This is a genomic window from Rhodanobacter sp. OR92 (assembly GCF_000427545.1).
Classification (GTDB): domain Bacteria; phylum Pseudomonadota; class Gammaproteobacteria; order Xanthomonadales; family Rhodanobacteraceae; genus Rhodanobacter; species Rhodanobacter denitrificans.
Window position 1 is genome coordinate 99,256 of the sequence record NZ_KE386558.1, and the last position, 25,626, is coordinate 124,881.

19 protein-coding genes are annotated in these 25,626 nt (G+C 67.3%); 8 read left to right on the top strand and 11 right to left on the bottom strand.

The window, feature by feature from the left end; translation table 11 throughout:
- Window positions 1–18 precede the first annotated feature (18 nt).
- The 7 genes from RHOOR92_RS0116730 to RHOOR92_RS0116760 all read right to left on the bottom strand — a co-directional run bounded on the left by RHOOR92_RS0116730 (window position 19) and on the right by RHOOR92_RS0116760 (window position 11,693).
- A complete protein-coding gene (locus tag RHOOR92_RS0116730; RefSeq protein ID WP_007507036.1) occupies window positions 19–537 on the bottom strand; it encodes a chemotaxis protein CheW in 519 nt (172 codons plus the stop codon).
- Complete coding sequence (locus RHOOR92_RS0116735) at window positions 534–2,117, bottom strand: chemotaxis protein CheB (protein ID WP_007507038.1); 1,584 nt, start codon at window positions 2,115–2,117, stop codon at window positions 534–536. The genes RHOOR92_RS0116730 and RHOOR92_RS0116735 overlap by 4 nt, the downstream gene beginning before the upstream one ends.
- Complete coding sequence (locus tag RHOOR92_RS0116740; RefSeq protein WP_027490777.1) at window positions 2,110–8,088, bottom strand: Hpt domain-containing protein; 5,979 nt, start codon at window positions 8,086–8,088, stop codon at window positions 2,110–2,112. The genes RHOOR92_RS0116735 and RHOOR92_RS0116740 overlap by 8 nt, the downstream gene beginning before the upstream one ends.
- Before the next feature lie 103 nt (window positions 8,089–8,191).
- A complete protein-coding gene (locus RHOOR92_RS0116745) occupies window positions 8,192–10,222 on the bottom strand; it encodes a methyl-accepting chemotaxis protein (protein WP_007507043.1) in 2,031 nt (676 codons plus the stop codon).
- Between the two features lie 130 nt (window positions 10,223–10,352).
- Window positions 10,353–10,892, bottom strand: coding sequence for a chemotaxis protein CheW (locus RHOOR92_RS0116750; RefSeq protein ID WP_007507045.1), 540 nt, complete (start codon window positions 10,890–10,892; stop codon window positions 10,353–10,355).
- Window positions 10,889–11,260, bottom strand: a complete 372-nt coding sequence (locus tag RHOOR92_RS0116755) for a response regulator (RefSeq protein WP_007507047.1) — start codon at window positions 11,258–11,260, stop codon at window positions 10,889–10,891. Before RHOOR92_RS0116755 ends, RHOOR92_RS0116750 begins: the two co-directional genes overlap by 4 nt.
- Window positions 11,261–11,282: 22 nt before the next feature.
- Window positions 11,283–11,693, bottom strand: coding sequence for a response regulator (locus tag RHOOR92_RS0116760; RefSeq protein ID WP_274378359.1), 411 nt, complete (start codon window positions 11,691–11,693; stop codon window positions 11,283–11,285).
- Window positions 11,694–12,055: 362 nt separating this feature from the next.
- Here RHOOR92_RS0116760 and gshB point away from each other — a divergent pair, with 362 nt between their 5' ends.
- From gshB to RHOOR92_RS0116790, 6 genes are all read left to right on the top strand, one after another.
- The gene (gene gshB, locus RHOOR92_RS0116765; RefSeq protein ID WP_007507050.1) at window positions 12,056–13,033 is read left to right on the top strand and encodes a glutathione synthase; all 978 of its coding nucleotides are present in this window, start codon (window positions 12,056–12,058) and stop codon (window positions 13,031–13,033) included.
- On the top strand, window positions 13,030–13,899 hold the full coding sequence (locus tag RHOOR92_RS0116770; RefSeq protein WP_007507051.1) for an energy transducer TonB: 870 nt from the start codon (window positions 13,030–13,032) through the stop codon (window positions 13,897–13,899). Before gshB ends, RHOOR92_RS0116770 begins: the two co-directional genes overlap by 4 nt.
- A gap of 52 nt (window positions 13,900–13,951) precedes the next feature.
- Window positions 13,952–14,521: a YqgE/AlgH family protein gene (locus tag RHOOR92_RS0116775; RefSeq protein ID WP_027485856.1), complete on the top strand. Its 570-nt coding sequence runs from the start codon at window positions 13,952–13,954 to the stop codon at window positions 14,519–14,521.
- The gene (ruvX, locus tag RHOOR92_RS0116780) at window positions 14,518–14,967 is read left to right on the top strand and encodes a Holliday junction resolvase RuvX (RefSeq protein WP_015447001.1); all 450 of its coding nucleotides are present in this window, start codon (window positions 14,518–14,520) and stop codon (window positions 14,965–14,967) included. The genes RHOOR92_RS0116775 and ruvX overlap by 4 nt, the downstream gene beginning before the upstream one ends.
- Before the next feature lie 35 nt (window positions 14,968–15,002).
- Entirely contained in the window at window positions 15,003–15,929 is a 927-nt protein-coding gene (locus tag RHOOR92_RS0116785) for an aspartate carbamoyltransferase catalytic subunit (protein WP_015447000.1), read from the top strand.
- 101 nt (window positions 15,930–16,030) lie between these two features.
- The gene (locus RHOOR92_RS0116790; protein ID WP_027490778.1) at window positions 16,031–17,815 is read left to right on the top strand and encodes a hypothetical protein; all 1,785 of its coding nucleotides are present in this window, start codon (window positions 16,031–16,033) and stop codon (window positions 17,813–17,815) included.
- A 146-nt stretch (window positions 17,816–17,961) separates the two neighbouring features.
- Here RHOOR92_RS0116790 and RHOOR92_RS0116795 read toward each other — a convergent pair whose 3' ends face one another.
- On the bottom strand, window positions 17,962–19,230 hold the full coding sequence (locus RHOOR92_RS0116795; RefSeq protein ID WP_007507056.1) for a HAMP domain-containing sensor histidine kinase: 1,269 nt from the start codon (window positions 19,228–19,230) through the stop codon (window positions 17,962–17,964).
- Window positions 19,223–19,915 carry a response regulator transcription factor gene (locus tag RHOOR92_RS0116800; protein ID WP_015446997.1) on the bottom strand — a complete coding sequence of 231 codons (693 nt, stop codon included), beginning with the start codon at window positions 19,913–19,915 and terminating at the stop codon, window positions 19,223–19,225. Before RHOOR92_RS0116800 ends, RHOOR92_RS0116795 begins: the two co-directional genes overlap by 8 nt.
- A 145-nt stretch (window positions 19,916–20,060) precedes the next feature.
- Here RHOOR92_RS0116800 and RHOOR92_RS0116805 point away from each other — a divergent pair, with 145 nt between their 5' ends.
- Window positions 20,061–22,271, top strand: a complete 2,211-nt coding sequence (locus RHOOR92_RS0116805) for a TonB-dependent siderophore receptor (RefSeq protein ID WP_231378422.1) — start codon at window positions 20,061–20,063, stop codon at window positions 22,269–22,271.
- Window positions 22,272–22,623: 352 nt separating this feature from the next.
- Entirely contained in the window at window positions 22,624–23,001 is a 378-nt protein-coding gene (locus RHOOR92_RS0116810; protein WP_015446995.1) for a BON domain-containing protein, read from the top strand.
- 66 nt (window positions 23,002–23,067) lie between these two features.
- On the opposite strand, the gene RHOOR92_RS0116815 is transcribed toward RHOOR92_RS0116810, so the two are convergent.
- Together RHOOR92_RS0116815 and RHOOR92_RS0116820 are read right to left on the bottom strand one after the other, a co-directional pair.
- Window positions 23,068–24,234, bottom strand: coding sequence for a PilT/PilU family type 4a pilus ATPase (locus RHOOR92_RS0116815; RefSeq protein WP_015446994.1), 1,167 nt, complete (start codon window positions 24,232–24,234; stop codon window positions 23,068–23,070).
- 153 nt (window positions 24,235–24,387) lie between these two features.
- Window positions 24,388–25,425 carry a type IV pilus twitching motility protein PilT gene (locus tag RHOOR92_RS0116820; protein ID WP_007507061.1) on the bottom strand — a complete coding sequence of 346 codons (1,038 nt, stop codon included), beginning with the start codon at window positions 25,423–25,425 and terminating at the stop codon, window positions 24,388–24,390.
- Between the last annotated feature and the right edge of the window lie 201 nt (window positions 25,426–25,626).

A 25,626-nucleotide genomic window follows, 5' to 3' on the forward strand; every position in this document is an offset into this window, starting at 1 on the left:
GCGCCGCCTGGCGGGGTTTCAGTCTTCCGAATCGAACGAACCGGACGATGCCACCGATGCCGCCGGCTCGGCGGCATCGAGCAGTTCCAGCAGGGTGGCCTCGATCCATTCCAGGTCGGGGATCATCGCCACATCGTCGCGTACCAGCACGTGCGCGCGCACGCCCGGCGGCAGCGGCTTGCCGTCGTGGGTGGGAATGATCAGCTCCGCGTTCAGCGTGGTCAGGCGCGGGAAACCCTGGGTCAGCACGGCGATGAACGGCAGTTTCGGATGGCCGCCGAGCGCCTTCAGCACGGCCACGCGCACGCTCAGCTCGGCGTCGCCTTCCTCGGTACCGGCCAGTTCGGTGAACGACACCAGCGGCACGCGCCAGCCGCGCCAGGCGATCCGGCCGAGCAGCCAGGCAGGCGCACCGGCCACCGGCTCGGGCGTGCTCTGGGTGATCACCTCGGCGATGGTGGCGTTGGGCAGCAACAGGCGCAGGTTGCCTACCGGCACCAGGACGCAGCGGATTTCACGCGGCAGCGGATCACTCATGGAAACACCTCGATCAGGTGCGCCGCCAGCTCGGACGGCGTACCGGAGAAACTGACCAGTCGTTCGGCAAAGATGCCGCTGACCATGTCGGCGAAATGCTCGCCGGATGACGACTCCACCCAGACCTGCCCGCCGCGATCGTGGACCGCCTGCGCGCCGGCCACGGCGTCGTTGCCGCGCCCGGCGAACACGATGGCCAGCGCGTCGCGGCCGAACGCATTCGCGGCCATGGTCAGGCTGGCGTCGATCGACGGCTCCGGCGGCGCATCGGCGTCGTTCGCCTGCAGGTCGATGTTGCCGTCACGGCGCAACCGCACCTGCTGCCCGGCCGGCACCAAGAGCACCTCGCCGGGCTTGGCGCGACCGGACTTGGCCAGTCGCACCGGCAGCGCACAGTTCGCGGAAAACTCCGCCACCAGCGACGCATCCGACTGCCGGCCCAGATGCTGGGTGAGCAGGAAGGTCTGCCGGGTCGACGCCGGCAGCGCGGCCAGAAAGGTGCATACCGCGTCGATGCCGTCGGTGGCGGCGCCGAGCAGCACCACCTTGCTCAATGCGCCACTGAGGTCGTCCAGCACCATCTCGTGTTCATGTTCGTGCTCGTGCACGTACGCCTGCGGCGCGATGGCTTCCTCCATCGACACCAGTTCGAGGCTCATGCGCGGCTGGACGTCGGCGGCGACCGCCTCGACATCGGGCGCAAGAAAGTCGGCAGCGCTCAGCTTCTGGATCCCGAACACCTGGGCATCAAGCCTTTCCGGAGTCTCCGGCGCGGCATCGTCGTCGACCAGCGCCCAGCCCTCCGGAGCGTCCACCGGCGCTGCGCCGACGGCCGCTGCCGGCGCTGCCGCCGAAGCCGGCGCGATGGCGACCGCGGCGTCGGTCAGCGACGACAATGGCGAAGGGTCCGCCTGGAACGCCGCCGGCGGCGCACCGAAGTTCCCGTCATGCAGGGACGGCGGCTCCTCGTCGTCGACGAAACGCAGGCCCGGACCAGCTGACACGTCGTCATCGGCCGGCAGTTCACCGGAGGCCAGCAGCGCTTCCAGCTCCGCCGCCAGACTTTCCGATTCCGCCGCCGCGATCTGCCCGCGCTGACCGTCGGGGTCCTCATGCGCCGGAAAAGCGGATTCCGTGCCGGGATCGGCTGCCGTGCCGGGATCGGCCGCCATGACGGGTTCGACCGCCGCCGTTTGCGCCGGCGCCTCGACGCCGGGGGCGCCGCCCGGTCGCGGCGGGTCGATGTCGCCCTCCGCCAGTACCTTGACCGCCAGGTGACGCGCCCAGCGGGCACGATCCCAGCCGACCAGCGCGCGGCTGGCTTGCGCGTCGTTGAAGACCACTCGCGGGCGATCGGCGTCGATCACCTCGTAGAGGCGATCGAGTGCGTCGTCCGCGCTGTCGTCCAGGTTGACCACCAGCACGTCGACGCCGACCTGCTGCAGCAACTCGCGACTGAGGCTGGCGACGCCGCCTTCGTGCACGATCCGGGCGCCGCGCTCGTGCAGCGCCTCGCGCAACTGGCTGCCCAGTTCGGTGTCGTCGAACAGCAGGGCCACCGCAGGAGCCGTGTCAGTCATGAACCGGCTCCACTGCACGCTGTTCCAGCACCTCCCCGATCTGCACCAGCAACTCGGCCTCCTGGTACGGTTTGCCGAGATAGCGGTCCACCCCGATGTCGAACGCACGCTGGCGGTGTTTGTCGCCGCTGCGCGAGGTGATCATGATGATCGGCACCTCGCGCAACCGCGGATCGGCCTTCATGTGGGTCGCCAGCTCGTAACCGTCCATGCGCGGCATCTCGATGTCCAGCAGCATCAGGTCCGGCACGCGCTCGTGCAGTTTCTCCAGTGCATCGACGCCGTCCTTCGCCGTGCTGACCTCGTACTCGTGACGCTCCAGCACGCGGCTGGTGACCTTGCGCATGGTGATCGAGTCGTCCACCACCATCACCAGCGGCTTCGTCGCCACTTCCTCGACCACCGGCGCCTGGACCGCGCTGAGGCCTTCGGCCAGGCGCTGTTCGCGCCGGATCATGCCGTGGCGAACCAGCGGCGCCAGGTCGAGAATGATCAGCACCGAACCATCGCCCATGATGGTCGCGCCGAGCAGGCCCGGCACCGAGCTGATCTGCGGGCCGACCGACTTGACCACGATCTCGCGCGAACCGAGCACCGCGTCGATGCGGATCGCCGCACGCAGGTCGCCGGCGCGGGTCAGCAGCAGCGGCTGCTGCTCGTCCTCGGTCGGCAGGCCCGGCGGCAGGCCCAGCAATTCGGCCAGGTCGTGGATGCCGTACGCCTCGTTGCCGTACTGGAACGAGGGTTCGTCCTCGGCCATCAGCGCGGTCAGATCGTCCGGATTGACCCGCGCCACGCCCTGCACCGAGGTCATCGGGATCGCGAACGTGGCCTCGCCGATGCGCACCAGGATGGCCTGGGTCACCGCGAGGGTGAACGGCAGGCGCAGGACGAAGGTGGTCCCCTTGCCTTCTTCGGACTCGATCGACAGCGAACCGCCTAGCTGCTTGATCTCGTTCGCCACCACGTCCATGCCGACGCCGCGACCGGCCAGCTGGGTCACCTGGCTGGCGGTGGAGAAGCCGGTCTGCGTGATCAGCGAGAGCAGCTGGTTGTCGGTCGGCCGGGTCTCGGCGCGCAGCAGGCCGCGTTCGACGCCGCGCTTGCGGATCGCCTCGCGGTTCAGGCCGCGACCGTCGTCGCTGACCCGGATCACCACTTCGGTGGCCTCGCGCGCGACCGTGATGTTCACCGCGCCCTCGACCGGCTTGCCGGCCTTGCGCCGTTCGGCCGGGGTCTCGATACCGTGCGCGATCGCGTTGCGCAGCATGTGCTCGAACGGCGCCTTGATGCGGTCGAGCAGGTTGCGGTCCATTTCGCCGTGGGCGCCGTCCACGTGGAGCTGGGCGTGCTTGCCCTGCTCCTGCGCGGCCTGGCGCAGCGTGCGGCGCAGGTTCGGCACCATCGTGTCGAACGGCAGCATGCGCGTGCGCAGCAGGCCGTCCTGCAGTTCGGTACTGACCCGCGACTGCTGGATCAGCAGGGTCTCGGCCTGGCGGGTCAGTTCGTCCAGCATGTTCTGGATCGACACCAGATCGGATACCGACTCGGCCAGTGCACGCGAGTATTGCTGCAGCTGCGAGTAGCGGTCGAGCTCGAGCGGATCGAACGCCGCCATGCCCGCCTCGCGATGCTCGCGCTGGAAGCGCGCGATGATCTGCGCCTCGGTCTCGATTTCCAGCATGCGCAGCTGACTGCGCAGGCGCGCCACGGTCTGTTCCAGTTCGACCAGGTTGAAGCGGTAGCCGGCGACCTGCTGTTCCAGCCGCGAACGGTAGATCGCCACTTCGCCGGCATGGCTCACCAGATTGTCGAGCAGGTCGGCGCGAACGCGGATCTGCTCCTGCGAGGAGCGCACTTCCTCCTCCGTCTCCGGCATCAGTTCGGGCAGCCCGAGCTCACCTGCCGCGGGAACCGCCGGCGACGGCGCGGCCGCAACCGGCGCCGGCATCGCGGCCGCCATCGGCACCAGGTCGTCGGCCAGCGTCGTTTCGCCGGCCAGCGCCAGCAGCTGGTCGATCATCGCCCGCGGGTAATCAATCGCCCGATCCTGTGCCACCTGCTGCACCAGGGCGTGCAACTGGTCGAAGCTGGCCTCCAGCGCGGCGATCAGCGACCCGGTCTTCGACGTATCGCGGATCGGCTTCTCCAGCAGGGTCTCGATCGCGTGGCTGAGATCGCCCATCGCAGCCAGGCCGGCAATGCGCGCACCGCCCTTCAGGGTATGCAGGTCGCGCTGCAGCTCCGGCACGTGCGCCAGTTCGGCCGGCTCGGCATGCCACTGGGCCAGCACGTCGTCGGCGTGGTCGAGGATCTCGCGTGCCTCGTCGATGAAGACTTCCAGCAGGTCGGCGTCGATCTGGCCGGAACCGGCCAGGGCATACGTGGGCTCCGGCGGCGTCGCGGCATCCGCTTCCTCCGTCGCACGGCTCGCCGCGGCCTGCTCGGCGGCCAGCTTCTCCGCTGCGGCTTGTGCCGCCACGGCCTGCTCGGCGGCCAGTTTCTCCGCTGCGACCTGCGCCGCCGCGGCCTGCTCGGCAGCCAGTTTCTCCGCTGCGACCTGTGCCGCCGCGGCCTGCTCGGCGGCCAGNTTCTCCGCTGCGACCTGCGCCGCCGCGGCCTGCTCGGCCGCCAGNTTCTCCGCTGCGACCTGCGCCGCCGCGGCCTGCTCGGCCGCCAGCTTTTCGGCGACGGTCTGCTCGGGCTCAAAGGCGCCCAGTGCCGCCACCAGTTCGGCAGTCAGCTCGGCGTGGCGCGCATCATCCGGATGGATGTCCGACATTTCGTCGGTGTCGGCTGGCACGTCGGCGGATGCCGTTTCGTTCCGTGCCGCCGCGACCTCGGCCATGCCGGCTTCCAGCGAGTCGGCCATGATCGCCTGCTCGGCGTCGACGTTGTCCATCGTGTCGGTGGTTTCTGCCGACTCGGCCTCTTCGGCCTGCGGCTCGAACACGACGTGCGCCACCTTCGATTCGGGATAGCGGTCGCGCATGCGGGTGATCTGCGCGGTGAGCGCATCGGCGTCCGGCAGCTGCGGCTCGACCGCGTCGAACTGGCCCATCACGTGGTCGACCGCGTCGACCGCCTGGCCCAGCAGGCGCAGGCCCTCGGAGGACAGCGGCAGGTTGGCGGCGCGCAGACGCTTGAACAGGCCTTCCAGCGGCGACAGCAGCTGCGTCAGCAGCGGGATGTCGACCATCGCGATCGCCCCATGCAGCGTGTGCACGGCGCGCAGCAGTTCCTCGCCGATCGGCAACTCGTCGTCGCTGCGCTGGATCGCGGCGCGAATGGTCTGCAGGTACTGCGCCACTTCACTGCGCAGGATCTCCAGCAGCACCGGATCCACCGGCGGCATCACCGGCATCGCCATGGCCTGCACGGACTCGGCCGGCTCCGGCGTGACGGATGCGGCACTCGCGTCGGTCAGACCTGCCGTGGGTATGGCCTCGGCCGCCGTGTCGATCCGCGGCACGCGCCGGCGCACCACGCGGCGCACCGTCTCCATCGCCCGCGGTGCGTGATCCTCCACCCGCGCGGGGTTGCCCGCCGCGAGCTGTTCGGCGGTATGCATGATCGCGCCGAGCGGTGCACCCGGTGCGCCCTCGCCCTTGAGCGCGGCCAGCAATTGCGGCAGCGCATCGATCGCATGCCGCACCAGCGCCTGCGCGTTGTCGTCCGGCTGGATGGTGTTGTCCAGCACGCGATTGAGCATGTCCTCCACTTTCCACGCGAACTCGCCCAGCACGCCGGCACCGACCAACCGGCCCGAGCCCTTCAGCGTGTGGAACGAACGGCGGATGCCGACCAGCGACGAAATCTGCGCGGGATCGGCCAGCCAGAGTTTCTCGGCGCTGCGCAGGTTGTCGATTTCCTCCTGCATCTCCTCCAGGAAAATCTCGCGGATGTCGTCGTCGATGCCCTCGGCATTGACGTTGAAGCTGGTGTTCGCCGCCAGCGCGTCGCGCACCGGCACCTGCTCGACCACCTCCTCCTCGATCTCGATCCAGTCCTCGCCCGACGCGTCGGCCGCGGAGTGATCCAGGGCGGTCGGCGCGGTGGTTTCGGTCTGCGCCAGGCGCAGCCCGTCCAGGTCGTGGGTGGGTGCGGCGGGGGTATGGCTGTCGCCGACGAAGAGCTGCCCCAGGTCCTCGCCCGGCAGCAGGCTGACGGACTCGGACAGTTCGGGGTGTTGCTCGCCCGCAGCGGCGGATTCGACCGGCGCTGCCTCGGGTGCCGTCGGCGCGGCAGACGCCGCGCGTGCCGACGGCAGTGGCCAATAGCCGAGCAGGCCGAGGCTGTGCTCGGCCACGTCGAGTATGTGTTCCAGTCCGCCGCGATGCTCGCGCGCCGCCTCCAGGTAGTACTCCAGCGCCGCCAGCGCATCGGCCAGCTGGTCCATCTGTGCGCCGCTCGGTACGCGCCGGTCATCCAGCAATTCGTTGCCGATGAAACGGCCCACGCCCTGGGCCAGCTCGGCCGGGCGCGGCGACGACAGCATGTGCATGGCGCCGGCGACTTCTTCCATCAGCGCCGGTGCGCCGGCCAGGCGATCATGCTCCCAGCCGGATTCGACGAACGCGACGATCGCGTCCTTGACCCTGCCGGTGTTGGCGATCGCCTCCTGCATCAGCGTGGTGACCACGCCCAGCGCTTCGCTGCGCGGCAGGCTGGGCATGGCGTCGTTCGTGCCTGCTTCTTCCTCGGAACCGAGGCTTTCGATGTGGTCGTCCAGCGACGCCTCGACGTACAGCAGCGCGCCGGCCACGTCGAGCAGGGTCTCCTCGTCGGCCGCGCGCATGCGGTTGGCGATCTCGTCGAGCACCCGACGCTGTTCGGTGACTACCCGGCGCGGCACCGCCAGCGCCAGCATGCCCAGCGTGTCGCCGACGCGCTCGAGCACTTCGCCCTGCGCGGCCAGCTGCGCCGGATCGCCGTTCTGCTGGCGCAGGAACAGGTCCAGCGCCTCCTTGACGCGCAGCAGGTCGTCCTTCAGCGCGCGCGACACCGAATCGAGCAGTGCGCGGTTGTGCCCGGCCATCGAGCCGCGGGCGTGTTCCAGTTCGCCGGCATCGGGCAGCAGGCCGTCCAGCGCGTACGTGCCGCGCAACAGCTCCATCTGCGGGCTGCGTTGCTTGGCCTGGGCCACGATGTAGAGCAGCTTGCAGGCCACGTCGTCCGCTTCGCCGCCGCGCAGGCTGTCCTCGCCCTGCTCGATCAGCAGGCGGATGTGGCGGTCGACCTTGCCGATCAGCTGGCGGATTTCGCCGGCCTGTCCCTTCAGCGCGCCCTGCTCCAGGCCTTCCAGCACGCCGGCGGCGATCCACCACAGGCGCCGGCCATGCACGTGATGGCAGCGCGCGGTGATCGCCAGCAGGGTCTTGCGCATGTTGACCAGCTGCTGCGCGGCGTTCTGCCCGCGGAACCAGCCCAGCAACTGCTGCTGGAAGCGCAGGCGCAGGTCCACCAGTTCGCCGCGATGCGCCTCGGCGTAGGCTTCGCTCATCGCCGCGGGCGCCTGCTCCGGCAGGAACGCATCGAGGTTCGGGTGGAACATCGCCGATTCGGGCAGCGGTTCCTGCTCGCGGCTGGCACGCAGGTCGTTGAGCAACGGCAGCAGCACCACCGGCACGTCGCGGTGGCCGCTGGACAGCCGTTCCAGGTAGTCGGGCAGTTGCATCAGGCCGCGCATCAGCGCGGCGTAGGCTTCCTCGCGATAGGTGACGTGATCCCCCAGCAGGGCGATGGCGAGCGCCTCCATCTCTGCCGTCACCATCGCCGCGCCGTACAGCTCGACCATCCGCAAGGTGCCCTGCACCTGGTGCAGGTGATCCGCGCAGGTGCGCATGTAGTCGCGCTTGCCCGGGTTGTCGACGTACGACTCCAGCGCCTCGCGGGCGATCGACAAGGTGTCGTCGAGCTCCGGCTTGACCCACTGCAGCGTGGTGAAATCGATGTGGTCTTGAAGTCTCATGCGCCTCTCTCAACGGTTGCACAACGCAAGCATCCTGCAACCACCGAGACTGCCCCCTGTCTTGTGCTTTGCTCAATCGGGCCGGCAACCGGCCCGGCCGATGTCAACCCGGCAGCTTGAAGTGCGCCACCGATCGCCGCAGGTCGCTCGCCAGTTGGGCCAGCGTACCGATCGAGTCGGCGGTCTGGCTCGCGCCCTGCGAGGTCTGCGAAGTGATCTCCTGAATTGCGTTCATTGATACCGAGATATCGGTTGCCGCCGCGGACTGCTCGCGCGCCGCGGTGGAGATGTTCTGAATCAGCGCGGACAGGTCGTGCGACACGCGCTCGATGTCGCCCAGCGCGCTGCCGGCATCCTCGGCCAGGCGCGCACCGGCGACCACTTCGGCGGTGGTCTGCTCCATCGAGTTCACCGCTTCGTTGGTATCGGACTGAATGGTCTGCACCAGCGTCTCGATGCGCTTGGTCGCGCTGGTCGAGCGCTCCGCCAGTCGCTGCACTTCGTCCGCCACCACCGCGAAACCGCGGCCCGCCTCGCCGGCCGAGGCCGCCTGGATCGCCGCGTTCAAGGCCAGGATGTTGGTCTGCTCGGCGATGTCGTTGATCAGTTCCACGATCGAGCCGATCTCCTGCGAGGATTCGCCCAGGCGCTTGATGCGCTTGGAGGTTTCCTGGATCTGGTCGCGGATCGAGTCCATGCCGGAGATCGTCTCGCGCACCACTTCGGCGCCGTGGGAGGCGATCTTCACCGAGCGTTCGGCCACGTCGGCCGACTCGGCGGAATTCTTCGACACATCATCCATCGAGCTGGCGATCTGGTTGATCGCCGAGGTCGCGGTGCTGATCTGCTGCGCCTGCTGCTCGGCCGCGTTGGCCAGGTGGCGGGCGGTGGTCTGGGTTTCCTGCGCCGAGGACGACACCTGCTCGGAGGTCTCGTTGATGGTGGTCACCAGGGATCGCAGCTCGTCGATGGCGTAGTTCACCGAGTCGGCGATCGCGCCGGTGATGTCCTCCGACACCGTGGTCTTCACGGTCAGGTCGCCTTCGGCGAGCGAGCCCATCTCGTCCAGCAGGCGCATGATCGCCTCCTGGTTGCGCTGGTTCAGCTCGGTACTCTGGGCGAACCGGCGGCGCTGGTCGCGCACCAGGGTGATGACCAGCAGCAGGGCGAACGCCACCGCGGCGATCGCACCAAGCAGGCCCCACCACACGTTCGGGAACAGCCGGCGCAGCGGCAGCTTGCCGATCTGCTCGGACAGGTCGTTCGCGCGCAGCAGCACGGTCTGCGAATCCAGCGAGGCCTGGTTGCCCGCGCGCTTCACGTCGGCGATGTTGCCGGCGGCGGCGACCAGCTTGGCCACCGGGTCGGCCAGTTGGGCCCAGCTGGCGTCCATGTCGGTGAGGATCTTGCGCGCATTGGCGTCGTTGATCGGCCGCACGCCGCTGTCGGGGTTGCCCTCGATCAGGCCCTTCAGCACGCTGCCGTACAGCTGCGCGTCGCGCGACAGGCCATCGGCCGCCGACTGGGCACTGTCGCCGCCCTGCAGCACTTCCTGCACGCGGCGGATGATGCGGTCAGCGGACAGCATCTGGCGCGAGGTGCCCAGCATCTGTTCGGAACTGCCGTTGCGCTGCTGCAGGATGTTGACCACCTGCTCCATGCTCGAGTTGAGCAGTGGCATCTGCTGCGAAAGGGTACTTGCGCGCTGGCCGGAGTCGAGCACCACCGCCTTGTTGGAGAGGATCTTGCCGATGTCGGCATCGAGCTGCTTCCAGGAAGCGTCGAGCGCGCTCACCGCACGGCCGGCGGGCGTGGCGTTGTTGTCCGAATACGGCTGCATGCCGCTCTTGGGGTCGCCCTTGTCCAGTCGCTGCACGGCGGAGTCGATCGCGTTGCGGGTGGATTCGAGCTCCTTGAAGGAGTCGGTGTTGCCGTCTGCCGATTCCAGCGCGAACTTCGCCGTCTGCTGCGACAGCACCTGGATCTGCGTGGTCAGCGCGATCGCCTGGCGATCCTCGCCGTTCTTCTGGTTGAGCAGGAAAAAGTCCAGCGCCGCAAAACCGATCGCAATCAGCAGCAGGACAATGAGTGCGGTATAACCGCGTTCCCTGCTGACGCCCCCTGTAGTGCTCATGTTCACCTCATCCGTCTAACTGATTACGCTGCCGGCCCCGCGCAGTGGGTACCGGCCAGGGAATGCTTGTCCCACGTTTCCGGCCCACGCGGGCGCCGGCCCTTCATGTCACTGCGGCCCTGCCCCGATGTCAGGCCGCGGCCTGCCGGAAGTCCGGTGCGCGCACCAGCCGGTTCATGCTGAAAACGGCCAACTGCTGCTCGCCTACCCGGCTGTCGACGAAACGGGCCAGTCGCGGATCTTCCTCGCGCCCCGCCTCGCGCCGCTGCTCTTCGTCCACCGTGCGCTGACCGAACACCTCGTCCACCAGCAGCGCCACGTTGCCGCCGCCCTGGCGCACCACCAGCAGGCGGGTACGGTCGGTGTGCTGGGTGCGATCGCCGAACAGGAAGCGGCCGAAATCGATCACCGGCACCAGGTTGCCACGCACGTTGGCCACGCCCAGCAGCCACGGCTGGGTGCCGGGCACCGGGGTCAGCACCGGCACCGCCAGCAATTCGTTGATTTCGTCGATGCCGCTGACCAGCAGCCGCGAACCGACCCGGAAACCGATGCCGCGCCACAACCCGGGCGCTTCCAGCTTGTCCTGCGTATCCGACGCATGCGCCAGCGACAGTCGCTCGTAACGGGCCAGGATCTCGAACGGGGTGCGGTTGACGTACGGGTTCATTTCTCGCTCGGCAGCAATTCGTTGATGCACGCCAGCAGCTCTTTTTCGTTCACCGGCTTGGTGATGAACGCCCGGGCGCCCTGGCGCAGCCCCCAGACGCGGTCGGTCTCCATCGACTTGGTGGTGATCATCACGATCGGCACGTTCTGGGTCTTCGGGTCGCGCGTGAGCGTACGCGTGGCCTGGAAACCGTTCATGCCGGGCATGATCACGTCCATGATGACCAGGTTGGGCATGTCGGTGCGCACGCGCTCGATGCCCTCCTCGGCGCTGCTGACGGCAACGACCTGGTGCCCGGCCCGCTCAAGCAGCGTGGTGAACACGCGCACGTCGGTCGGCGAGTCGTCGATGATGAGAATGGTGGCCACTGGTCCCCCTCGGAATCTGCAGTCAGTGGCTCGATACCGTGCTGACGTGGCGATGGATGGCACCAAGCAGTTCGTCCCGCGTGAACGGCTTGGTCAGATACTGCTCGGCGCCGACGATGCGGCCGCGCGCCTTGTCGAACAGGCCGTCCTTGGAGGACAGCATGATCACCGGCGTGGCGCGAAACTGCGGATTGTTCTTGATCAGCGCGCAGGTCTGGTAGCCGTCCAGCCGCGGCATCATGATGTCGACGAAGATGATGGCGGGCTTCTGGTCGGAGATCTTGGCGAGTGCCTCGAAGCCGTCGACGGCGGTCAGCACCTCGCAACCCTCTTTTTTCAGCAGGGTTTCCGCCGTGCGGCGGATGGTCTTCGAGTCGTCGATCACCATGACCTTCAGACCGTCCAACTCGTTAGCGCTCATGTTCAAATTCACTCACTCCCCCTGCGGCCCGCCCGAGCTCAGGATAGTCAACAAGACATGCAACAGCCATGCCGGATGGTATGCATGTAAAAAAATGTCGAAAAGGCCAACAACAACCGCTCTAAGACGGTGAATCCAGTGACTTTGCTGTTTACTGCCTGCCCGCCAAGACTGTCAAGCAATAATCGCCGCGCCACCGGCTGCCGCTGCCGGGTGACCCATAGTGGCACCATCTGGCCACCGGCGACAGCGCAGGTCTGCCGGCCTTGTCGCAATTCGACAGCCCCGGCAGCCGCCGCCTTAGTATATCGGCCTGCTATAACGGCCTTGCGACGCATGCCGGCCCCGCGGCGCGTCACCCACGGAGAACCATGATGACCCTTTCGGTCGGCGTGCTGATGGACCCCATCGGCGCGATCAAGGCAGCCAAGGACACCAGCTTCGCGATGCTGCTCGAAGCCCGTCGCCGCGGCCATTCGCTGCACTACTTCGAGCAGGGCGACCTGGCCCTGCGCGACGGCGAACCGTGGGCGCGGATCGCCCCGCTCGACGTGCGCGAGGACCCGCAGCGCTGGTACACGCTGGGCCCGGCGTCCTGGCGCGACCTGCGCGAACTGGACGTGGTGCTGATGCGCAAGGATCCACCGGTCAATGCCCAGTTCATCTACGACACGATGGTGCTGCAAGCGGCTCAGCGCGGCGGCGTCGCCGTGGTCAACGACCCGCGCTCGCTGCGCGACTGCAACGAGAAGCTGTTCTCGCTGGAATTCCCGCAGTGCATCGTGCCGACGATGGTCTCGCGCGATGCGGGTGAACTGCGCCGGTTCACCGCCGAACACGGCGAGGTGGTGCTGAAGCCGCTGGACGGCATGGGCGGGCGCGGCATCTTCCGGGCCAGGACCGGCGACGGCAACCTCAATTCGATGCTGGAAACCCTGCTTGGCGGCGATGCCCACGGCGAAGGGCGGCAATTCACGGTCGCGCAAAGGTACATCCCGCAGATCAGCGCCGGCGACAAGCGCATCCTGGTGATCGACGGCGAGCCGGTGCCGTACGCGCTGGCGCGCATTCCGCAAGGCGACGAGTTCCGCGGCAACCTGGCCGCGGGCGGGCGCGGCGTCGGCGTGCCGCTGTCCGAGCGCGACCGCTGGATCGTGAGCCAGGTAGCGCCCGAACTTCGCCGGCGCGGCCTGCTGTTCGTCGGGCTGGACGTGATCGGCGACTACCTGACCGAGATCAACGTCACATCCCCGACCTGCGTGCGCGAACTGGACGCGCAGTTCGGGCTTAACATTGCCGGCCAGCTGTTCGACGTCATCGAACAGCACGTCACCGGAAACCGTCGAGCGTGAGCGCCACCGCAACCGTCCCTTCGCCGCCCGACCCGATCGGCGCCACCTTGCTGTTCTCGCTGCTGCTGCATGGCGTGCTGCTGCTGGGCATCACCTTCCACTTCGTGAAGCCCACGCCCAGCCTGCCCACGCTGGACGTCACCCTGGTCAACGTGGCCAACCAGCAGGCACCGGACAAGGCGGACTTCCTGGCCCAGGCCAACAACACCGGCGGCGGTCGCAGCGATCGCGCGGCGCGGCCGTCGGACCTGTTTTCCGGCGCGATCCCGCGGCCCGACCCCGGCATCGCCGCGCAGCCGGTCGAAGCCGCCACGCCGCGGCCACGCGAGGCCACCCCGACACGCATGGTCACCACCCGCGGCGCCAGCGATTTCCGCGTGACCAGCGACACCGCGCAGACCGAGGTCGCCCCACACGAACAGACCCCGACCGCCGCCGAACTGAAGCGCCAGCAGGCGATCGCCCAGCTGGCCGCCGAACTGCGCAAGAAGAAGGTGGACTACGCCAAGCGGCCGAAGGTGAAATACCTCACTGCCAGCACGCGGGAATACGCGTACGCCGCCTACATGCGCGGCTGGTCCGACCGGGTCGAGCGGGTCGGCAACCTCAACTATCCGGAGGAGGCCCGTCGCCGCGGCCTGCACGGCGACGTGCTGCTCACCGTGGTGCTCGACCTCGACGGCAGCATCAAGAGCATCGAGGTGATCCAGAGCTCCGGCCAGAAGATCCTGGACGCCGCCGCCGAGCGCATCGTGCGCCTGGCCGCGCCGTTCCCGCCGGCGCCCAGGAGCGCCGAACGCATCGACGAGCTCAACATCACCCGCACCTGGCGCTTCCAGCCGGACAACGTGCTGCAGACACGCTGAACGAAGGCGACGGATGCCTGCGCACGGCGTGCGCTGCGCTTACAATGCGCGCATGACCGCCGTGCAGCCCTCGACCCTCACCGGGCACTTCCTGATCGCCATGCCGAACCTGGCCGATCCGCCGTTCTCGCACGGCGTGGCGCTGCTGTGCCAGCACGACGAGGACGGCGCGGTCGGCCTGCTGGTGAACCAGCTGTCCGAGTATCGCTTCGGCGACGTGCTGGCGCAGATGAAGCTGGAATGCCAGGACAGCGAACTGGCGGACGCGCCGGTGCTGATCGGCGGCCCGGTGCAGCAGGAGCGCGGCTTCGTGCTGCATCGCGAGCCGGGCGACTGGGATTCCAGCTACCGCATCAACGAGCACTGGTCGGTCACCACCTCGCGCGACATCCTGGTGGCGATGGCCGCCGGTGAAGGCCCGCGCCAGGCGATCATGGTGCTCGGCTACGCCGGCTGGGACGCCGGCCAGCTGGAACAGGAACTGATGGCGAACGCGTGGCTCACCGCCGAGGCCTGCGGCCGGGTGGTGTTCGACACCCCGCTGGAGGAACGCTGGAGCGCCGCCGCCGGGCTGGTCGGGGTCGACCCGCGCCAGCTGTCCGGCTACGCGGGTCACGCATGAGTTGCGTGTTCGGCTTCGACGTCGGCAGTCGGATCACCGGCGTGGCGATCGGCAATACCTACACCGCCAGCGCCCGCGCGCTGGCCACCCTCGCGGTGCGTGACGACAATCCGGACTGGCCCCGCCTCGACACGCTGCGCCAGCAGTGGCAGCCCGACACCCTGGTGGTCGGCCTGCCGCTGACCCTGGACGGCGCCGAACAGCCCGCCAGCCGCCGCGCCCGCCAGTTCGCCGTGCAGTTGCAGCAGCGCTACGGCCTGCCGGTCGTGCTGGTCGACGAACGGCACAGCTCGCAGGAAGCTGCACAGCGGTTCGCCGCTGCCCGCGCGGTGGGGCTCAAACGCCGCCGCGACGCTACCGACATCGACGCCGAAGCGGCCGCGGTCATCCTTGAACGCTGGCTTGCCGGCGCCGACACGCCGGCGGCCGACACTCCCGGTCGCTGACCGGACTTCTCCCTTCCACCTCCAGACCCGCCGCCATGAGCCCTCGCCTGCGCCACCTGACCTCCCTGGAAAACCTGCCGCGCGAGACGATCGAGCGCCTGCTCGACCGCGCCGAGTCCCTGCGCGATGCCTGCGCGCACGGCACCCGCAAGCTCGACGTGCTGGCCGGGCGCACCGTGCTCAACCTGTTCTTCGAGCCGTCCACGCGCACCCGCACCTCGTTCGAGCTGGCCGCGCGGCGGCTGGGCGCGGACGTGATCAATTTCGACATCGGACTGTCTTCCACCAGCAAGGGCGAGGAACTGTTCGACACCCTGCACACGCTTGAGGCGATGCACCTGGACGCGATCGTCGTGCGCCACAAGCAGTCGGGCACGCCCGACATGCTGGTGCGCCACGCGATGAGCGGGGTCTCGGTGATCAACGCCGGCGACGGCAACCGCGCGCACCCCACCCAGGGCCTGCTGGACGCGCTGACCATCCGCCAGCACCGGCCGGACTTCGACAAGCTCAGCGTGCTCATCTGCGGCGACATCAAGCATTCGCGGGTGGCCCGCTCGGACCTCAACGCGTTCACCGCGCTGGGGGTGAAGGAAATCCGCCTGTGCGGGCCGGCCGAGCTGATGCTGCCGGCGGACGAAGCGCCGCAGATTCGCCGCTACGGCAACTTCGACGAGGCGATCGAGGGCGTCGACGCGGTGATCATGCTGCGCCTGCAGAAGGAGCGCATGGCCAGCATCGAGCTGCCGGACGAGGCGGCGTACTTCGCCCACTACGGGCTGGATCGGCGGCGTCTCGGCCTGGCCGCCCCGGGCTGCCTGGTGATGCACCCGGGCCCGATCAACCGCGGCATCGAGATCGCCTCCGACGTGGCCGACGGCGCGCAGTCGCGCATCCTCGAACAGGTCGGCAACGGCGTGTTCGTGCGCATGGCCGTGCTCAACGAAGTGCTGGCCCGCTGAACCGCCTCGCCGGGCCGGCGGCAGCCAGCCGCCAGCCACGGCAGCGCCCCGGGCAAGCGGGCATAATGGCCGGCGCACCACTCACCACACTGGGGATCACCATGCGATCGACGACGCGATACATCGCGCTGGGTTTCGCCGGCGTCATGCTGGCGGCCTGCGGGCACAAGGACAAGGATGCACCGCTGGCTTTCGTACCGGCGGATACGCCGTACGTGGTGGCCAACCTCGACATCATGGACGACGCCACCCGCGGCGCCCTGCTCGCCCAGGCCGATGCGCAGCTGCCGTCCCAGCTGGCCCAGCTCGATGCCAGCGCCGAGCGACTGGCCAGGAAGGATCCCGACGGCGCGCGACTGCTGCACGCGCTGCGCACCGAATTCAACGGCAAGACCATCGAGAGCTTCGCCCAGGGTGCCGGCCTGAACCTCAAGGGCTACTCCGCGTTCTACGGCCTGGGCCTGGCCCCGGTGCTGCGCTTCCAGCTGAACGATCCGGGCGCCTTCGAGGGTTTCGTCGGCCGGCTGGAAACCGCCTACGGCAAGAAGCTCGATGTCGCCCTCGTCGACAAGCAGAGCTACCGCAAGTACGCGTTCCCCGCCTCCGGCACCGAGGTGGTGCTGGCCACGGTCAACAAGCAGGCGGTGGCGGCGCTGCTGCCGGCGGATGCCTCGCCGGCGCTGTTGCGCCAGGCGCTAGGGCTGGATCGGCCGCCGCAGAGCCTGCAGGATGATGGCCGACTGAAGACGCTGGCCAGGGCCAAGGGTTACCAGAAGTGGCTGGTCGGCGAGCTGGACCTGACCCGCGCGCTGCCGCTGGCGATCAGCGGCAAGGACCCGCTGATCAGCGCGATCCAGAAGGCGCACGCCGAAGCCATCGCGGCCAAGACCGGCGAGCCGGTCGCCACCCAGCTGCAGACTTCGCCGAGCTGCGGCGCCGATGCCGCGCGCATCGCCGCGCGGGTCCCCGCCATGAGCTTCGGTTACACCAGGCTGGACACGAAACACCAGGACGTGCGTTTCGACGTCGCGCTGGCCGACGACATCAGCAACGCCTTCGCCGGGCTGAAGGTGGCGCTGCCCGGACTGGGCGGCAGCGGCACCGCGCCGTTCGACCTGAGCCTGGCGTTGCCGGTCGCCGAGGCACGCACGTTCTGGCTAGCCCAGGCCGACGCGGTGGCCGCCAAGCCATTCAGCTGCCCCTCGCTGACCGATCTCAACGACAGCTTCGCCAAGCTCGGCCCGGCCATGCAGAAGGCGGCGATCCCGCCGTTCGGCGACATGCTCGGTCTGCGCATCGCGCTGGATTCGCTGGTAGCGGGCAAGGACGCCGGCCTGCCCACGTTCAGCGGACGCGTGCTGATCGGCACCGGCAATCCCGACGGCCTGTTCGCGATGGGCCAGATGATGGTGCCCGCGCTGGTCGCGCTGAAACCGAGCCATGACGGCAAGCCGCTGCCGCTGCCGAAGGACGCGACCGGCATGCTGGGCCAGCCGGCCTGGGTGGCCATGGGCGAGAAGGCACTGGCCTTCGGCATCGGTGCCGGCGAGGACACGCGCCTGAGCGACACTTTGAAGGACCCGATCGGCGACGCCGGCCGGATGGCCCGCATGCACATCAGCGGCGCGATGTACCTGAGCTGGCTGCAGCTGATGGAGCAGAAGATCGACAGCCTGGCCGCCGCCACCGCGGCGATCGGCAAGAGCGACGAGCCGTCGATCGACGACTCGGGCGACAGTGCCGCCGAGACCGCCGCCGAACTGGCCCGCTCCAAGGCCCAGTTCGCTGCCATGAAATCCCAGGCCGAACGCGTTGACCGCATCGACGCCGAAATGCACGTGGACAACGGCGGCATGGTGATCACCAGCCAGACCGCGCTGAAGTAGGCGCCGGTACCCGACGGGAAGCCGGGGCGCTGTGGCGCCCCGGCTTTTTCATGCGCTGCGCCCGGCGTCGAACGCGGCCCTTGCACCACCGGCACCCTTCTTCGTCTCGGCAATGCCCTGAAACAGCTGGGTGGATCAGGGCGTCCCTAGTGCGCAAAAGCCAGCGATGCCGTCGTGCCAGTGCCTCCGCCCGAAGTCAGTTCAAGCGTCCAGCCCAGGTGCTCGCACAAGCGTCCTATGAGTTCCAAACCGATGCCATCGCGGCCCAGTCCAATCTCCCTGGCGTGCCGTGAATAGACGCGGGAGATCTCCACCGCCGTCATTCCATGGCCGGGGTCGGAAATGACGACCTGGGCCGGCAGCTCCAGGCTCACCCGAATCGTGCCGGCATCGCTGTTCTCGATCGCGTTGCGAATCAAGTTTCCGATGGCTGCCCGTACGATCTGCGGCGGTGCCTCGATCCAGACGCTCGGCAATGTCCCTATTTCAAACGCCAAAGCCTTGCCGCTCATCAGGGGGCGGTGGTCGTTCACTATCTCCGGAATCAATGCACCCAGGTCCGTCATTTCGGAATGTTTCAGCAATCGCACGGGGTCCTTCGCCAGGACCAGGACCAGGGCCAGCAGCTCGTCCATGCCTTCGGCCGTTTGGCGGATGCGCTGCAGGTAACGCTGCGTCATTGCGGAAATGTCATGCTGCGAGAGAGCGAGTTCGGTCGAACTGCGGATTACCGCCACTGGCGTGCGCAGTTCATGGCTGGCCATATTCAGGAACGTTCTTTCGCGTTCCACGGCCTGGTCCATCCGTCCGAGATAGTCATTGAACGCCCTCATCACCACACCGATCTCGGCGGATTCGCCCTCGGCGATGACCAGCCTCTGGCCGGATATCGCCGGCCTCAGGTCGACGATGCGACGAGCCAGATCGCCCAGTGGCTTGGTCAGCCGTCCAACGCCCATGGCGGTGGCAAAGGTCAAGAGCGCGACCATGGCGGCGGCTGAACCGATGACAAGCGCATTCAGACCCGATCTGCTGGATCCCATGCCCGATATGTTCAGCGCGAGGACCGCATGGTCTCCTCCGATCGCACGCACCAGGACGACGAACTCCTTGCTGCCGACGACGACCTCGTCATGCACCCCGACATCGAGCGAACGGAATTCGATGGGCGGCTCGTGCCCCACCAGCGTGCCGTAGAGCGTCAAGGTCTCGGAGTCGTTCCACCGGTAGTCGGGGTCGAGTCGGTGACGTTCCAGGAAATGGTCCAGCTCCGTATTGAGCAGGGATTCCCAGACCAATGTCTCGGCCCGCTCGTTGACGAGGTAGCCGTACGCCAACAGCGCCAGGGTCAGGAACAGGCTGTAGATGACGATGCCGCTGACCATCCGCTGCTTGAGGCTGGTCTCCCTACCCATCAATGGCCTCCGAAGCAATGATCCGATAGCCAATTTTCGGCACCGTCTGGATCAACTTGTTTTCGTGGGGTCCGTCGATGGCCTTGCGCAAGTCATAGACATGCGAGCGCAACAAGTCGGAATCCGGCGGGTTGTCGCCCCACAGCGCGGACTCCAGGGTGCCGCGGGCGACGACCAGGGGACTGGCTGTCATCAACAGCGCCAGTATCTTCTTGCAGCTGGCGTTGAGTTGAAGTGCCGTTCCGTTCCGATCGATCTCCTGCGTCGATGTATTGAAGCTCAGGTCGCCGATTCGCAATGTCTTGCCGGCAACACGGCCCTGCGACCGCGCTATCAACGCTTCCACTCGCGCAGCGAGTTCGTCGAAGGCAAAGGGCTTGGTGAGGTAGTCGTCCACGCCGGCGCCAAAACCGGCCAGCTTGTCGGGCAGTTCGTCGCGCACGGTGAGCATCAGGATCGGCAGGTCCGACCCCGACGCACGCAGCCGCCGGGCGACTTCCTTGCCCTCCAGGCGCGGAAGCGTCCAGTCCAGGACCATCGCGTCGTAGTTGCCCGTCTGCGCCAATTGCAGGCCGACAACGCCATCGGGCGCTGCGTCGAGCGTATAGCCGCGCGGCTCGAAGAACGCGAACAGGTTCGAGACCAGACCGTGGTTGTCTTCGACGACCAATAACCGACTGAGCATGGGTATCCAAAGGCGAGAGGGCCAGGAAGAAGCAGGCCGGAATGCCGGGCCAGACAAGAGCACACGTGGGACACCGGGGACCCGCCAGCGGGCTGTCTCCGACAAAAATCCGACATCACAGCGCGCATCTTAATACGAATCATTCTTGTCTTCATCCCCGCTTGAACCTGCCTTTCATCCCTTCCGGAGCATCTCAATGAGTTCTCTCTCGCGCCCCTCGACGAGTGCTGTCGCTCGCGCCATCCGCCATGCCCTGTACGGCCTGCCGCTCCTGGCTGCCGCATACGCGGCCCCTGCGATGGCGCTTGATGCGGCGGCCGCGGACACGGCCCGCGATGTCAAAACGCTGGGTACCGTGAAAGTCCAGGGCGAGTACCGGGGCTATGACGTAAAACGCAGCGCGACGGCCACCCGGACCGACACGCCATTGCTGGACGTGCCGCAGTCGATCACGGTCGTCACCGACGACCTGATCCGCGACCAGTCGATGCAGACCATGGGCGATGTCGTTCGCTACGTGCCCGGCGTGCAGATGGCGCAGGGCGAAGGCCACCGTGACGCGCCGATCCTGCGCGGCAACACCTCCACTGCCGACTTCTTCCTCAACGGCGTGCGCGACGACGTCCAGTACTACCGGGATCTGTACAACGTCGAGCGGGTCGAAGTCCTCAAGGGTCCGAGCGGCATGATCTTCGGCCGCGGCGGTTCCGGTGGACTGATCAATCGCGTCACCAAGCAGGCCAGCTGGACCGATGCCGGTAGCCTGAATCTCACACTGGGCTCGTGGGACGGTCGCCGCGTTACCGGCGATTTCAACCACGTGGTCAAGGAATCTGTGGCGTTCCGGGTCACGGGCATGTACGAGAACGCGGACAGCTATCGCGACTTCGCGCATGTCGAGCGCTGGGCGATCAACCCGACCCTGACGATCCGCGCCAGCGACGCCACCACGCTTGCGTTCGGCTACGAGCATTTCGAGGACGACCGCGTGACCGATCGCGGCATCCCGTCCCAACTGCCGCTGCTCGGCCGTCCGCTGCCGACCGGCAGCTCGACCTTTTTCGGCAAGCCGTCCGACAGCCCGATGTGGGTGCGCATCGATGCGCTGAACTCGGTGATTGCGCACGACTTCAGCGGCGGCGCCAGGCTCACCAACACCACGCGCATCGCCGACTACGAGAAGTTCTACCAGAACGTATTCCCCGGCGCGTACACGGCAGCCAGCGGCCGCGTCGCGATCAGCGGCTACAACAATCTGACCGGCCGCAAGAACTTCCAGAACCAGACCGACCTGACCTTCTCGGCCGGGACCGGCTCGCTCAGTCACGAATTCCTCGTCGGCCTCGAACTCAACCGCCAGGAAACCGACAATTTCCGCAACACGGCATTCTTCCCGGCGGTGGGCCCCGACGCACGGGGCGATTTCGTCACGATCCAGAACCCGATCTACGCCGGCCCGGTCGTGTTCCGCCAGGTCGCCAGCGACGCCGACAACCGCAGCGTGGCCAAGACAGCCGGCGCCTACGTCCAGGACCAGATCGAGTTCTCCCCAAAGTGGAAGGCCATCCTGGGCGCACGCTTCGACCGCGTCGATGTCACCCTGCACAACAACCGCAACGGCGTCGAGCTGTCCAGCAGCGACAACCTGCTCTCGCCACGGGCGGGCTTGATCTTCAAGCCGCAGGAAAACGTTTCGTTGTACACGAGCTACTCCATCGCCTACGTCCCGCGCGCTGGCGAGCAGCTGGCGTCGCTGACGGCCACCAATCGCAACCTCGCCCCGGAGCGTTTCAAAAACGTCGAGATCGGCGCGAAGTGGGACGTCAACGACCGCATGTCGGCGACCGCCGCGATCTATCGCCTCGACCGCACGAACGTCGCGATCGTGGATCCGAACAACCCGGCGCAGCAGATCCTGGTCGACGGCCAGCAGGTCAAGGGCGTCGAGTTGGGCCTGGCCGGCCGGGTCACCGATTCCTGGCAGATCATGGCCGGCTACGCCCATCAGAACAGTGAGGTGCAGACCCCGGGCGCAACCAACGGCAAAGAGCTCGGCCAGGTGCCGCGCAACTCGGCTTCGATCTGGAACCGCCTTGATTTCAACCCGCAGTGGGGCGTAGGCCTCGGAGCCGTCTATCAGGACAAGGTGTTCGTGTCGACCGACAACGCCGTCGTCCTGCCGGGCTTCACGCGGGTGGATGCCGCAGTGTTCTACACCGTCAGCAGCAGCTTCAAATTGCAGTTGAATGTCGAGAACGTGCTGGACAAGAAGTACTACGCGACGGCCCACAGCAACAACAACATCATGCCGGGTTCGCCCCGAGCGGTGCGTCTGGGTCTCAATCTGACGTTCTGATTGATACAGGAACCAAGGCAAGGGCGCCCGACCGGCGCCCTTTCTTCTTTTTGACGCCGCTCGGCAGCCGCCTTCCCCCAAGCCGACGCGCTGACGGCGCCTCGTCCTTGTTCGATCCCCATACTTCCGCGTAGAACGGGGCACAGCGGCGCCCCGGCTTTTCATGCGCAACGCACGACATCCAACGCGATGGCAACATCGCCGTGACCTGCCTTTCGCCTCCGTAATCCCGCGCTGAACCGGTGCCCGCGCAAGCTACGCAGCGTTCACGGCCCGGCTGTTGCCATGGCGATGACCGCATCCGCCTGTCGCTCCGGCCGGCGGGCATCGTCATCCCACCAAGGAGATCGCCATGCGCACTTCCACGATCCGCCACAGCTTGTATGCCACCACCCTCGTGTTCGCCTTCGCAGCCATCCCGTTCGGCCAGGTCGCTGCCCAGGACGCCGGTGCGCGCATGCAGCAGTCCTCCGAGAACCAGACCGTGCCGGACAAGGCGGCCGACGCCTGGATCACCACCAAGGTGAAATCCGAGTTCGGTACGACCAAGGGCATCCCGGCCACCGACATTTCGGTGTCGACCCACGACGGCGTGGTCACGCTCAGCGGCACGGTCGCCTCGCAGGCCCAGAAGGAGCACGCCGAACGTGTCGCCCAGCGCGTCAAGGGCGTGAAGAGCGTGGACGCCAGCGGCCTGACCGTCGGCGGCACGCCGCCCGCGGAGAAGTAGCCGGCGATGCACCGGCGAAGCGCAAAAAAGGCGCCCGCAGGCGCCTTTTTTGCCGGGGCAGCCGCTTCAGCGGTTGAGGAAATTGCTGCTGAAGTTCTGCGCGTCGCGGCTTTCCTCCAGCTCGACGCCTTCCAGGCCTTGCGACAGGGTATGCGCGTCGCCGCCCTGGGCCAGCTTGATGCGCAGGCGCACCTCGTTGGAGCTGTCGGCGTAGCGCAGCGCGTCCTCGTAGCTGATCTCGCCGGCGTGGTACAGCTCGACCAGGCTCTGGTCGAAGGTCTTCATGCCGAGCAGAGTGGACTCCTTCATCACCTCCTTCAGCTTGTGGATCTCGCCCTGGCGGATGTAGTCCTGCACCAGCGGCGTGCCCAGCAGAATCTCCACCGCGACCCGGCGCGCCTTGCCGTCGGGCGTGGGGATCAGCTGCTGCGCCACGATGCCCTTCAGGTTGAGCGACAGGTCCATCAGCAGTTGCTGGCGGCGGTCCTCGGGGAAGAAGTGCAGGATGCGGTCCATCGCCTGGTTGGCGTTGTTCGCGTGCAGCGTGCACAGCACCAGGTGACCGGTTTCGGCAAAGGCGATCGCGTGGTCCATGCCCTCGCGGGTGCGGATTTCGCCGATCATGATCACGTCCGGGGCCTGGCGCAGGGTGTTCTTCAGCGCGTTGTCCCAGCTGTCGGTGTCGATGCCGACCTCGCGCTGGGTGATGATGCAGCCTTCGTGCTTGTGCACGTACTCGATCGGGTCCTCGATCGTGATGATATGACCGGTCGAGTTCTGGTTGCGGTAGCCGATCATCGACGCCAGCGAGGTCGATTTGCCCGAGCCGGTGGCGCCGACGAACACGATGATGCCGCGCTTGGTCATCGCCAGTTGCTTGATCACCGGCGGCAGCGTCAGTTCCTCGATGGTGGGGATCTTCGACTCGATCCGGCGCAGCACCATACCCACGCAGTTGCGCTGGTAGAAGCACGACACGCGGAAACGGCCCACGCCTTGCGCGGAGATCGCGAACTGGCACTCATGGGTCTTCTCGAACTCCTCGCGCTGGCCCGGCGTCATCACGTTGAGCACCATGTCGCGCGCCTGCTGCACGCTGAGCGGGCTCTGCGTGATCGGCACGATCCGGCCCTGCACTTTCATCGAGGGGGCGACGCCCGCCGTGATGAACAAGTCGGAGGCCTTCTTGTGCACCATCAGCTTCAGGAATGAGGTGAAATCGAAGTCGCTCATGGCACTACCCCGGCAGTCGCAAATGGAGAATCGGGAATCGAGAAACCCACGCATGCCGCAAACCGGTTGCGGGAGCCAGCACGTTCAGGCCGAAGGCAGGCGCGGCCCTCCGCTCTTCAGCGATTCGCGGCTTCCCGTTTCCGATTCCCGGCTTCACTTGAAGCTGTCCTTGTTCTTGGCGTAGGCGGACGCCTGCTGGCGCGTCACCAGGCCGCGCTTGACCAGGTCCTGCAGGCACTGGTCCAGCGTCTGCATGCCGAACTGCTGGCCGGTCTGAATCGACGAGTACATCTGCGCCACCTTGTCCTCGCGGATCAGGTTGCGGATCGCCGGGATGCCGACCATGATCTCGTGCGCCGCGATGCGCCCACCGCCGACCTTCTTCAGCAGCGACTGCGAGATCACCGCGCGCAGGCTTTCGGACAGCATCGAACGCACCATCGGCTTCTCGCCGGCAGGGAACACGTCGATGATGCGGTCGATGGTCTTCGCCGCCGAGCTGGTGTGCACGGTGGCGAACACCAGATGGCCGGTTTCCGCCGCGGTCAGCGCCAGGCGGATGGTCTCCAGGTCGCGCAACTCGCCGACCAGGATGTAGTCGGGATCCTCGCGCAGCGCCGAACGCAGCGCCTCGTTGAAGCCGAGCGTGTCGCGGTGGATCTCGCGCTGGTTGACCAGGCACTTCTGCGAGGTGTGCACGAACTCGATCGGGTCCTCGATCGTGAGCATGTGCCCGTATTCGTTCTTGTTGATGTGGTCGACCATCGCCGCCAGCGTGGTCGACTTGCCCGAGCCGGTCGGGCCGGTCACCAGGATCAGGCCCTGCGGCTGCTCGATCAGCTCCTTGAAGATGCGCGGGCAACCCAGGTCCTCCAGCGTCAGCACCTCGGAGGGAATGGTGCGGAACACCGCGCCGGCGCCGCGGTTCTGGTTGAACGCATTGACGCGGAAGCGCGCCAGCCCGGGGATCTCGAACGAGAAGTCGGTCTCGTAGAACTCCTCGTAGTCGCGCCGCTGCTTGTCCGACATGATGTCGTAGATCAGCGAGTGCACCTGCTTGTGTTCGAGCGCGGGGATGTTGATCCGGCGGACATCGCCATCGACGCGAATCATCGGCGGCAGCCCGGCGGACAAGTGCAGGTCCGAGGCCTTGTTCTTCACCGAGAAGGCAAGCAGTTCGGCAATGTCCATGAAGTCGTTTCCCCTCAACCGATCGTCTGGATGGCATGAATGCGTATGCCACATCCGGGGTCGGATGACATTCGCAGGCGTGGTGCGCCGAAGCGCATGGCATCCGGTGCCACGACACCACCTGGACGAACTACCCGCAGCCCCCCTGTAGCCGCGTCGATACTACTCGCGCAAGCGGCTGTGCGGCCAGTCTTTCCACCG

Coding starts and splice junctions, on each gene's coding strand:
- ruvX (WP_015447001.1), top strand. CDS start 14,518: ATGAGTTGCGTGTTCGGCTTCGACGTCGGCAGTCGGATCACCGGCGTG.
- RHOOR92_RS0116790 (WP_027490778.1), top strand. CDS start 16,031: ATGCGATCGACGACGCGATACATCGCGCTGGGTTTCGCCGGCGTCATG.
- RHOOR92_RS0116800 (WP_015446997.1), bottom strand. CDS start 19,915: ATGCTCAGTCGGTTATTGGTCGTCGAAGACAACCACGGTCTGGTCTCG.
- RHOOR92_RS0116730 (WP_007507036.1), bottom strand. CDS start 537: ATGAGTGATCCGCTGCCGCGTGAAATCCGCTGCGTCCTGGTGCCGGTA.
- RHOOR92_RS0116745 (WP_007507043.1), bottom strand. CDS start 10,222: ATGAGCACTACAGGGGGCGTCAGCAGGGAACGCGGTTATACCGCACTC.
- RHOOR92_RS0116795 (WP_007507056.1), bottom strand. CDS start 19,230: ATGGGTAGGGAGACCAGCCTCAAGCAGCGGATGGTCAGCGGCATCGTC.
- RHOOR92_RS0116820 (WP_007507061.1), bottom strand. CDS start 25,425: ATGGACATTGCCGAACTGCTTGCCTTCTCGGTGAAGAACAAGGCCTCG.
- RHOOR92_RS0116810 (WP_015446995.1), top strand. CDS start 22,624: ATGCGCACTTCCACGATCCGCCACAGCTTGTATGCCACCACCCTCGTG.
- RHOOR92_RS0116750 (WP_007507045.1), bottom strand. CDS start 10,892: ATGAACCCGTACGTCAACCGCACCCCGTTCGAGATCCTGGCCCGTTAC.
- RHOOR92_RS0116815 (WP_015446994.1), bottom strand. CDS start 24,234: ATGAGCGACTTCGATTTCACCTCATTCCTGAAGCTGATGGTGCACAAG.
- RHOOR92_RS0116785 (WP_015447000.1), top strand. CDS start 15,003: ATGAGCCCTCGCCTGCGCCACCTGACCTCCCTGGAAAACCTGCCGCGC.
- RHOOR92_RS0116735 (WP_007507038.1), bottom strand. CDS start 2,117: ATGACTGACACGGCTCCTGCGGTGGCCCTGCTGTTCGACGACACCGAA.
- RHOOR92_RS0116775 (WP_027485856.1), top strand. CDS start 13,952: ATGACCGCCGTGCAGCCCTCGACCCTCACCGGGCACTTCCTGATCGCC.
- gshB (WP_007507050.1), top strand. CDS start 12,056: ATGACCCTTTCGGTCGGCGTGCTGATGGACCCCATCGGCGCGATCAAG.